Annotated in this window: 6 protein-coding genes and 2 rRNA genes (2 of these 8 running past the window's edge); 2 read left to right on the top strand and 6 right to left on the bottom strand. The window is 50.9% G+C overall.

What is annotated here, in order from left to right; all coding sequences use genetic code 11:
- The 5 genes from HUN04_10325 to dctP form a co-directional block, all read right to left on the bottom strand.
- Positions 1-541 (bottom strand): 23S ribosomal RNA (locus HUN04_10325); it reaches 2,452 nt to the left of the window's first position.
- 328 nt (positions 542-869) lie between these two features.
- A 16S ribosomal RNA gene (locus HUN04_10330) occupies positions 870-2,429 on the bottom strand.
- Together the 16S and 23S rRNA genes form the textbook arrangement of a ribosomal RNA operon.
- 301 nt (positions 2,430-2,730) lie before the next feature.
- Positions 2,731-4,074 carry a TRAP transporter large permease subunit gene (locus tag HUN04_10335; GenBank protein ID WDP90083.1) on the bottom strand — a complete coding sequence of 448 codons (1,344 nt, stop codon included), beginning with the start codon at positions 4,072-4,074 and terminating at the stop codon, positions 2,731-2,733.
- Positions 4,075-4,089: 15 nt separating this feature from the next.
- Entirely contained in the window at positions 4,090-4,584 is a 495-nt protein-coding gene (locus HUN04_10340; protein ID WDP90084.1) for a TRAP transporter small permease subunit, read from the bottom strand.
- A 176-nt stretch (positions 4,585-4,760) separates the two neighbouring features.
- Positions 4,761-5,912 (bottom strand): TRAP transporter substrate-binding protein DctP, encoded by a 1,152-nt coding sequence (gene dctP / locus HUN04_10345; GenBank protein WDP90085.1) that lies wholly within the window; start codon positions 5,910-5,912, stop codon positions 4,761-4,763.
- 216 nt (positions 5,913-6,128) lie between these two features.
- On the opposite strand from dctP, the gene HUN04_10350 reads away from it, so the two are divergent.
- Positions 6,129-7,532: a sigma 54-interacting transcriptional regulator gene (locus HUN04_10350; protein ID WDP90086.1), complete on the top strand. Its 1,404-nt coding sequence runs from the start codon at positions 6,129-6,131 to the stop codon at positions 7,530-7,532.
- A 24-nt stretch (positions 7,533-7,556) separates the two neighbouring features.
- Here the strand turns inward: HUN04_10350 and HUN04_10355 are convergent, their stop codons facing one another.
- The gene (locus tag HUN04_10355) at positions 7,557-9,518 is read right to left on the bottom strand and encodes an acyl CoA:acetate/3-ketoacid CoA transferase (protein ID WDP93243.1); all 1,962 of its coding nucleotides are present in this window, start codon (positions 9,516-9,518) and stop codon (positions 7,557-7,559) included.
- Between the two features lie 328 nt (positions 9,519-9,846).
- Here HUN04_10355 and HUN04_10360 point away from each other — a divergent pair, with 328 nt between their 5' ends.
- A protein-coding gene (locus HUN04_10360; GenBank protein ID WDP90087.1) for an SDR family NAD(P)-dependent oxidoreductase crosses the window boundary here: on the top strand, positions 9,847-10,000 show its start. It continues 632 nt past the right edge of the window; only the first 154 of its 786 coding nucleotides appear in the window; its start codon is at positions 9,847-9,849; its stop codon lies beyond the right edge, outside the window.

Raw genomic sequence — 10,000 nt, forward strand, 5'->3', positions numbered from 1 at the left:
GTACGCTATCGGTTGCCAAGTCGTATTTAGCCTTATGTGATGGTCCACACTAATTCCCACAGAATTTCTCGTGTTCCGCAGTACTTGGGAGTAACATAAGAGAGATCAATTATTTTCGCTTACAGGACTGTCACCTGCTATGGTAAAGCTTTCCAGCTTCTTCAGCTAACAATTGATTTTTTGACTCTCCGCAAGGTCCGAAACCCTTGCAAATATTATCCCGCGACCCCAATTACGCAACGCTTTCGGGCTTGACACGTAATCGGTTTGGGCTGGTTCCCGTTCGCTCGCCGCTACTTGGGAAATCGTTTTTACTTTCTTTTCCTGGGGGTACTAAGATGTTTCAGTTCTCCCCGTTGGCTCCCTTAACCTATGTATTCAGTTAAGGGTGACGCATGATTAAACGCGCCGGGTTGCCCCATTCAGAAATCCCCGGATCAATGGGTGTTTAGCCCCTCCCCGAAGCTTATCGCAGCTTTCCACGTCTTTCATCTACACTTGACACCAAGGCATCCACCGTATGCTCTTAGTAGCTTAGCCACTATTCCACAAATAAGTTTAAACGCTTTGATGTTATCGAAAATTTTGCGATCTGCTTCGTTGCATCGTTTATCTCGGTCGGTCGACGACCAATAGGTCGACTCCCTCTCTCGAAAACGCTGCGCCTTGCATCTCATCAAAATTTTCTTCAACATATCAGTATTGTGCAATTCAACAATTGCTTAACTGATATTTATATTTGATATTTACTACAACAAATTTTCAAAGAACATTGAGCCTATGCAAAACACCTTACGGTTATTTTGATCTCTCAAAGTTGGCCAGTGAGGCGCCAATGAGCGCTTAGTAATACTTTATATCTTTCCTTTGAAAGGAGGTGATCCAGCCGCTGATTCCTCAACGGCTACCTTGTTACGACTTCACCCCAGTTATCAACCATACCTTAGGCGCCTGCCTCTATAAATAGTTAGCCCAGCGACGTCGGGTATAATCAACTCCCATGGTGTGACGGGCGGTGTGTACAAGGCCCGGGAACATATTCACCGCGGCATGCTGATCCGCGATTACTAGCGATTCCAACTTCATGGGGTCGAGTTGCAGACCCCAATCCGGACTGAGATAGGCTTTTGGGATTCGCTACCACTTGCGAGGTCGCTGCCCTTTGTACCTACCATTGTAGCACGTGTGTAGCCCTGGGTATAAGGGCCATGAGGACTTGACGTCATCCCCACCTTCCTCCCCGTTGACCGGGGCAGTCTCTTTAGAGTTCCCACCCGAAATGCTGGCAACTAAAGATAAGGGTTGCGCTCGTTGCCGGACTTAACCGAACATCTCACGACACGAGCTGACGACAGCCATGCAGCACCTGTCTCTGTGCTCCCGAAGGCACTATCCCGATTAAGGGATATTCACAGGATGTCAAACCCAGGTAAGGTTCTGCGCGTTGCGTCGAATTAAACCACATGCTCCACCGCTTGTGCGGGCCCCCGTCAATTCCTTTGAGTTTTAGTCTTGCGACCGTACTTCCCAGGCGGTACACTTAATGCGTTAGCTTGGGCACACCAGGCTTTAATGCCCGGTACACCGAGTGTACAACGTTTACTGCGTGGACTACCGGGGTATCTAATCCCGTTCGCTACCCACGCCTTCGCGCCTCAGCGTCAGTATCGGTCCAGAGAGATGCCTTCGCCATCGGTGTTCCTCCTGATATCTACGAATTTCACCTCTACACCAGGAATTCCTCTCTCCTCTCCCGTATTCAAGTCTTGCTGTTTCAAGTGCACTTCCAGGGTTGAGCCCCGGGCTTTCACACCTGACTGACAAGACCGCCTGCGCGCCCTTTACGCCCAATAATTCCGAATAACGCTTGCGCCCCCCGTGTTACCGCGGCTGCTGGCACGGAGTTAGCCGGCGCTTCCTCCACTGGTACCGTCAATACAATCATCTATTAAATAATTGTAATTTCTTCCCAGTTGACAGAGCTTTACGACCCAAAGGCCTTCTTCACTCACGCGGCGTTGCTGCGTCAGGGTTTCCCCCATTGCGCAAAATTCCTCACTGCTGCCTCCCGTAGGAGTCTGGACCGTGTTCCAGTTCCAGTGTGGCTGATCATCCTCTCAGACCAGCTAACCATCGTGGTCTTGGTAGGCCGTTACCCCACCAACAAACTAATGGTACGCAGACTCATCTCCAAACAATTGCTTCCAAGGATAGGCCATCTTTCATCAGTTGACTTATGCCAACCGACTTTATCCGGTATTAGCTAACCTTTCGATTAGTTATCCCGGGCTTGAAGGCAGATTATCTACGTGTTACTCACCCGTGCGCCACTCTACTCAGGATTGCAAGCAATCCCTTTCTCGTTCGACTTGCATGTGTTAAGCACGCCGCCAGCGTTCATTCTGAGCCAGGATCAAACTCTCCAGTTATAATCCTTTTACTAAAACTTTAAGGTCATCCCCACTCAACTCTTTCCAATCGAGTGAGGTCGTTTTGTGACCCGCTCATTCTTGCTTCACTGACCAATTTTCAAAGATCAAAACCGTCTTTGGCTGAGCAGCAGTTGCTGCCCCGTCCCAAAGACCGGCGTAATATGCCCGAAACGTTCGAGCTTGTCAAACGTTTTTTTAATTTTTAATAAAAATAATTTAAAACACACCCCAAAAGGCTTCTCTCCGGGCCCAGTTACTCCGGCCCCGGATATTGCCAAACCCGTCCCAATCCGCCGGGTCACGAACCGAAGAAAACCCCTGGCAGCCATGTAACCAGTTGTGGGAAGATGCACAGCAGGGCAATGGAGACCACCTGAAGCAGAACAAAGGGGATAATCCCTTTGTAGATATGCATCATGGTATAGCCTTTTGGCGCCACCCCCTTAAAATAAAACAGGGCATAACCAAACGGCGGGGTCAGGAATGATGTCTGCAGGTTCACGCACATGAGCAGGGAAAACCACAGGGGGTTAAAGTCCAGTTCCATGGCGATGGGCATGAATATAGGTACGGTCACCAGGAGAATGGCTGCCCAGTCGATGAACATGCCCATGATAAATACAATGAACATCATCACAAACAAAATCAGCCACCGGTTCATTCCCGATCCGATCAGAAGATCGGCAACAACGTCACCGCCTCCCATGGAGAGGAATACCGTGGAAAAAAACTTGCCTCCGATAAACAGCATCATGACCATTGAGGTGGTTTTAAGGGTGGCCTGGGCGGATTCCTTGAGAACGGTCCAGTTCAATTTTTTATTTACAAGGGCCAGGACCATGGCACCTAAGGCGCCCAGTCCTGCGGCTTCCGTTGGCGTGGCCACCCCTGCCAGGATGGTGCCCATCACGGCCAGGATCAGTGCCAGGGGCGGTACCAGGGATTTTAATGTCATCCCCCATTTCTGGGAGGCCGTATACGCCTTGGCCTCATCCTGTGAAATAGGCGGTCCCAGGGTTGGATCCAGGTTGCACCGGATAAAAATGTAAACAAAGTAAAGGCCTGCAAGGACCAGCCCCGGAAAAATGGCGCCGGCAAACAGATTTCCCACGCTGGTTTCCTTCATGCCGGTAAGGCCGCCGTAGACCACCATCATGATGGACGGCGGAATCAGAATGCCGAGGGTACCTGAGGCGCAGATAATCCCGGAAGTCAGCTCTTTTTGATACCCTTTGTTGATGAGGGCCGGTGTTGCCAGAAGCCCCATGGCCACCACCGATGCGCCTATGATTCCCGTGGTGGCCGCAAATACCGTGCAGACCACGACAACGGCCAGACCAAGTCCCCCCTTGATCCCGCCCAGCACCACGTAAAGGGATTCAAAAAGGGCGTCGGACACCTTGGACCGGTCAAGGAGCTGGGCCATGAGGATGAATAGAGGAATGGCCACAAGGGTGTAATTATTCATCAGTCCCCAGCAGTTGTTGACAAACATTTCAAAAAGCATGGGAACGGCAAAGCCGTTATCTATCAGGCCGAAGAGGGTGGCGACTGCCGCCAGGGTATAGGCCAGGGGATGGCCCAGGGTGATGGCCAGGATAAGGGTGGCAAACATGGCCACAGTCATGAATTCAACACTCATGTCGGATGTCTTCCTTTATTTTTTTAATGCATTGATGTCTTTCAAGAGATTGGCGATGCCTTGAATAAGCAGGAAAATAAAACACAGTGCCATTAGGATCTTGAGAGGCCAGATGGGCGGGGCCCATGAGGTAGAATTCACCTCCAGCCCCTGAAAAGAGACATAGGCAAATTTCACGGACCAAAGACTCATGCACAGGGTAACAGGCATAAAAAAGATCAGATTGGTCAGAACCCTTAAGAAGGCCTGGACCCGTTCCGGGGCCAGTGCTGTGAAAATATCCACTTTGACGTGGCCGCCGTGGACATCAGTATAGGACAGGCCAAACATATAGTGCAGCCCGTAGATGAATGCCGTGGCTTCAAATCCCCAGGTGGTCGGGGCGTTGAAGACGTATCGCATGAAAACCTCATATACCACGATGATCAGCAGGGGATATATCAAAAACGATGTCAGGTCACCCTGTTTTTTAGTGATGGTCTCCAGGCGGCTTGAAAGTAATTCCAGCATCTTGTTTTCCTTATCAATATAGCATCAAACGCCCGGAACCAGCTATGAAGACCGCAGGGGCGCTGACTGTCCTTGGGTGTATGATCAGGCCGGCTGCCCCCCCCTTTTTCAAATGGGACGGACTGCCGGCCATGGGTGTATCTAGGACCTGTGAAAACTTATAAATAAGTTAGTCCTTACTCATAGGTCTGACCGCTGATATAGGTATCATAGGGCCAGGGGGCCGCTCCGCCCCGGGCTTTTCGCCAGTCGGCATAGTCTTTAATGAAGGCTTCCTGGGAGTCCATCACCTTTTTCACGTCAGGATATTTGGCTTTGACGGAATCAATATATTTTTTAGTGGTTTTTCTGAACTCAATCCGGGTGGCTTCGTCCATGTGAACGAATTCCACCTTTTCCTTGAAGAGGCGAATGGCTTTGGCGTTCAGTGAATTGATCCAGTTGTAGCTCCACAGCTGCGTCTCCTTTGCGCAGATGTCAATGATCCATTTTAAATCTTCGGGAAGTTTTTCATAGGCGTCTTTATTGAAAAAAAGACCGCATTGGATGCCGGGCTGGTGGACGCCGGGCTCAATGACGTACTTGGTGATCTCGTCAAACCCCATGGGGTAGTTGATGGCCGGGGAGGAGAACTCCGCCGCATCAATAACGCCGCGCTCCAGGGCCAGGTAGACTTCCCCGCCGGGCAGGGGAGATACGGAAGCACCCAGGTTGTTCATAATGTCCATGAACCAGCCCGGGGTTCTCAGGCGCATGCCTTTAAAATCCTCCATTTTGGTCGCCCGCTTATTGGAGAAGAGCCCCATTTCCTGGCCGCACTGGCCGCCGGGCAGGGCAAATAGGTTGAACTTGCCGTACAGCTCCTGCATCATCTCTAGGCCGCCCTTTTCATAGAGCCAGATATTGTATCCTTCGGCGTCCAGGCCGAAGGGCACCGATGCAAAGGCAACAAAGGCTTCGTTTTTGCCTTTCCAGTACCCGGGCCAGTCATGGCCGACCTGGGCGGCGCCCTGGCTTACGGCATCAAAACTCTGCATGGCAGGGACCAGTTCTCCTGCGGAAAAGGGTTTGATATCAAGACGGCCGGCGGATGCCAGGCGGACGCTATCAGCAAAATGGGAAGCAATATCATAAAAAAGAAGACCTTTGGACCAGGGCATCACCATTTTCCACCGGATCTTTTCCGCGGAAGTTTTAAACTTCACGCGCTTGGCAATCTTATGGCGGGGATCTTCTCCGAACTTCTCACGCTTGCCGGCATGGGCTGTTCCCAAAATAAAAACAAGGGCCAGAAGGCAGGTCACTACCAGGGTTCGTTTGGTCTTCATGGATCTCTCCTTTGTTAAAAAAAATTAAATACTGACTGCATCAACAGCTGAACATCCCGGTTAATTGCAAAAGACAGGCCATTTCACAAATGGGGCCGCCGGACGGTGCAACCGGCCGTTAGGACCCGTCTTTAAGAAATCACCTTTGACAGGGACACCATTTTGTGACACTAAATGTGTATTAAAACCGCTACTTGTAGACAGGATAGGACACAGATGCCGCCCCATAAGAAATCCTTGAAATGCACCTCCGCTTTCAGCGACGTGGAAATTTACCAGAGAATATTCGACAGTATCCAAAACGGGATTATGGTGACCGACCCCAAGGGCTATATCACCTATCTCAACCCGGCTTACGGCAGATTTTTAAACCTGGATCCTGAAATGCAGACCGGCAGGCACTGCACCGAGGTGGTTGAGAACACCCGGATGCACATTGTCGGCAAGACAGGCAAGGCCGAAATTAATCATATTCAGGGCATCAAAGGGCTGAATATCGTGGTTCAGCGGATTCCGGTCAAAAAAAAGGGGAAGGTGATTGCCGTTTTCGGCCTGGTCATGTTCAGTGACCTTAAGGAAATCACCAGGCTGGCCCAAAAAGTGGGCATGCTGGAATCCAAGGTAAAGCTGTACGAGGCTGAACTCCTAAGCCTGCGCACCACCCGGTACAGCTTTGAAAGCATCATCGGTGAAAGCCCGGTAATGAGAGACCTCAAGGACGAGGCCCTCAGGGCCACAGCCAGCAGTTACCCTGTTTTGATTCTGGGCGACTGCGGCACCGGCAAGGAAATGTTTGCCCAGGCCATCCACCATTCCAGTGCACGGCGGGTCCATCCCTTTGTTAAAATCAACTGTGCAGCCATTCCCAGGGATCTTCTGGAATCCGAATTGTTCGGGTATGACAAGGGGGCATTTACCGGAGCCAGGACCAAAGGGAAACCCGGCAAATTCGAACTGGCCCACAGGGGAACCATTTTTCTGGATGAAATAGGCGACATGCCCGTTGAAATGCAGCCCAAACTGCTTCGGGTGATTGAGGAAAAAGAGTTTGAACGGGTGGGGGGAACCCGGGTCATACGGTCCGACTTCAGGCTGATTGCCGCCACCAACCGGAACCTTGAAAAAATGATGGATGAGGGCAGCTTTAGAAGAGACCTCTATTACAGGCTTAATGTCATTCCCCTGAACATTCCCCAGCTCAAACACCGGAGAGAGGACATCGGCCTGCTGGCCCAAAAACTGCTCAAACAAATGGCATCCGAGGCTGACCTTTACGATGTCAGGCTGGATGACCAGGCCCTCAAGGGGCTGATGGATTACCACTGGCCCGGTAATGTAAGAGAACTTGCCAATGTACTGGAAAGGACCCTCTCCCGGCTGGACAATAATGTGATACGGATGGACGACCTCCCCTTTTATATCCAGCAAAAACGGTTTAAGAAAATCCCGGCGGACAAAGGGTCCTTGCGCGCCATACAGATGGACACTGAAAAAAGTGTTCTTGAGCAGGTATTAAAGGATTTTGATTACAATAAAACCCGGGCGGCCGAACACCTGGGCATTCACCGAACCCTGCTTTACAGAAAACTCAAGAAACACGGGATTGCCCTCCACCCCTGAGGACCACCCCGTGTATCAAACTGTCTACATTTTTTTCAAAGCATGGCTGGCCTCGGCCTCGGTTTCATAAATATGCGGGGCCACATTCCTCTCTTTTAACGCCTCCCCGATCTTCATCCTGTAAAAGGTGGAGGTGGTGTAACGGGTTACCCCTGAATAAAACGCATCCACAAGTTCTTTGACCATATCGGTATAGGGTTCCAGCAGTTCCGGATGAATGGAGAAATTATCGTAGTTGACAATGGTATACACCTTTTTTCCAAGGGGCCTGAGGATTGTTTCCACCGCTTCTTTTACATCCTGGATATCCTGGACGCCGGTAATGCTGAACCCTTCAAAATTAACAAAAAACAGATTTTCCTCCCCATTGTAGGAAAGCCTGTCTCCCAGGGAACGCTTCAGAAGATCGTCTTTGAGGCCCATGGGCCCGGTATCGAAAATCCTGGTATCCATCTGTTTTAGAGGCGTCCGGATGATGGGCGTAAAATCCATATGGGCCAGAATATCAGTTTCCAGGTCCATGCCCGGAGCGATTTCAACCAGTTCCATGCCCGCCTTGCTCAGCCGGAATACGCAGCGTTCGGTAATATAAAGCACCGGTTGCCCCTTTTCCACCGCATATTCTCCGCTGAAGGTCACATGTTCCACTTGATCGACAAACTTTTTGGCCTTTCCCTCCTGGGCGATGGACAATTTTCCATTGCTGACGGCAACCTTCAGCCCACCTGCCGTAAAGGTTCCCAGGAACATAACTTTTTGGGCATTCTGGCTGATATTGATAAAACCGCCGGCGCCGGCCAGTTTCGGCCCGAATTTGCTGACGTTGAGGTTGCCGTACTTATCGGATTGGGCAAGGCCCAGAAAGGCCATGTCAAGCCCCCCTCCGTCGTAAAAATCAAATTGGGAGGGCTGGTCAATAAGGGCATCGGTATTGGTTGCAGCCCCGAAATTGAGCCCCCCGGCCGGCAGGCCCCCGATCACCCCGGGTTCGGCGGTGAGCGTAATAAAGTCCATTATTTTTTCTTCGTTGGCCACACTGGAAATCCCCTCGGGCATACCGATCCCAAGGTTCACGATGGAGTTGGCCGCAAGCTCAAGGGCTGCTCTGCGGGCAATAATCTTGCGCTCATTCATCTCCATGGGCGGAATGGATTGCATGGGCACCCTGACCTCACAGGAGAATGAGGGGTTGTACCGTTCGGCAAAGGTCTGCCAGTGATTCTCCGGTTCAGAGACCACGATGCAGTCCACCATAATGCCTGGAATCTTGACCAGCTTCGCATCCAGGGTCCCTTTCTGGGCAATCCGTTCCACCTGAACGATGACAAATCCGCCGGAATTCCTTGCTGCGGTGGCAATGGCAAGGGATTCCAGGGTCAGGGCTTCCTTTTCCATGGTAATATTGCCGTCGGTATCGGCCGTGGTCCCCCTGAGCAGGGCGATATCTATGGGCAGGGTTTTATAGGCAAGATACTCTTTACCGTCAAACACCATAAGTTCAACCAGGTCTTCCTGGGTCAGTTGGTTTATCTTTCCGCCACCGTTTCTGGGGTCCACAAAGGTTTTAAGGCCGACCGTGGTAATGGTTCGGGGCTTGCCTGCTGCGATATCACGGTACATATGGGAGATAACCCCCTGGGGAAGGTTATAGGCATAAATTTCATTGTCAATGGCCAGTTTCTGGAGCCGGGGCACCAATCCCCAATGTCCGCCCACCACCCGTTTTACCATGCCCCTGTGGCCGAAATGGTTCAATCCCCTTTTATCACCGTCCCCCTGGCCTGCGGCATAAATCAGTGAAAGGTTCTTTGGGCCTCCATGCGCCAGAAAATAATTTTCTAATTCAATGGCAAGATGTTCAGGGAAGCCGATCCCCACGAATCCGCCGGTGGCAATCGTATCACCGTCCCGAATCAACTGAACCGCCTCTTCCCCGGAAACGATTTTACCCTTTCGCGCCTTTGCCGGCGAAAGCCCGGACAGCATGGGGTGACCGCTTGTATTTGTCTGTGACGTTTGGGGAGCCATTTGAATTCTCCTTTATTTTTAATTATTTCCGAATAGATTTTCTGTTCGCTGTAGATTAATATACAAATCACCTAATCGAATCATCTATCAAATTATGTGCCAATTATAATTCCCCGGGCATTGGCCTGCAATTTGCAGAATTTGCAGACAAGTTGCTGGAAAGTTGCATTAAATTCGCCATCAGCTGCAATGCATTAATTTCGTGTGTACTAATCGCCCAGATGGAACTAACTCCCGGGGAACCGGAAACCAAAACGAACAACCAAACGAAGAAAAGGAGGAATCCATGCTTGACATCAAAGATGCAGTCGCCGTCATCACAGGAGGCAGCGGGGGAATCGGAAAGGCCCTGGCCAGATACTGGATTGAGAAGGGTGGTCTCGCGGTCATAGCCGATATTGAAGAAGCGCAACTAGATAAAGCTGTACAGGAACTGGGGG

The organism is Desulfobacter sp., from assembly GCA_028768525.1.
Taxonomy (GTDB): domain Bacteria; phylum Desulfobacterota; class Desulfobacteria; order Desulfobacterales; family Desulfobacteraceae; genus Desulfobacter.

Coding starts and splice junctions, on each gene's coding strand:
- HUN04_10335 (WDP90083.1), bottom strand. CDS start 4,074: ATGAGTGTTGAATTCATGACTGTGGCCATGTTTGCCACCCTTATCCTG.
- HUN04_10340 (WDP90084.1), bottom strand. CDS start 4,584: ATGCTGGAATTACTTTCAAGCCGCCTGGAGACCATCACTAAAAAACAG.
- dctP (WDP90085.1), bottom strand. CDS start 5,912: ATGAAGACCAAACGAACCCTGGTAGTGACCTGCCTTCTGGCCCTTGTT.
- HUN04_10350 (WDP90086.1), top strand. CDS start 6,129: ATGCCGCCCCATAAGAAATCCTTGAAATGCACCTCCGCTTTCAGCGAC.
- HUN04_10355 (WDP93243.1), bottom strand. CDS start 9,518: ATGCTGTCCGGGCTTTCGCCGGCAAAGGCGCGAAAGGGTAAAATCGTT.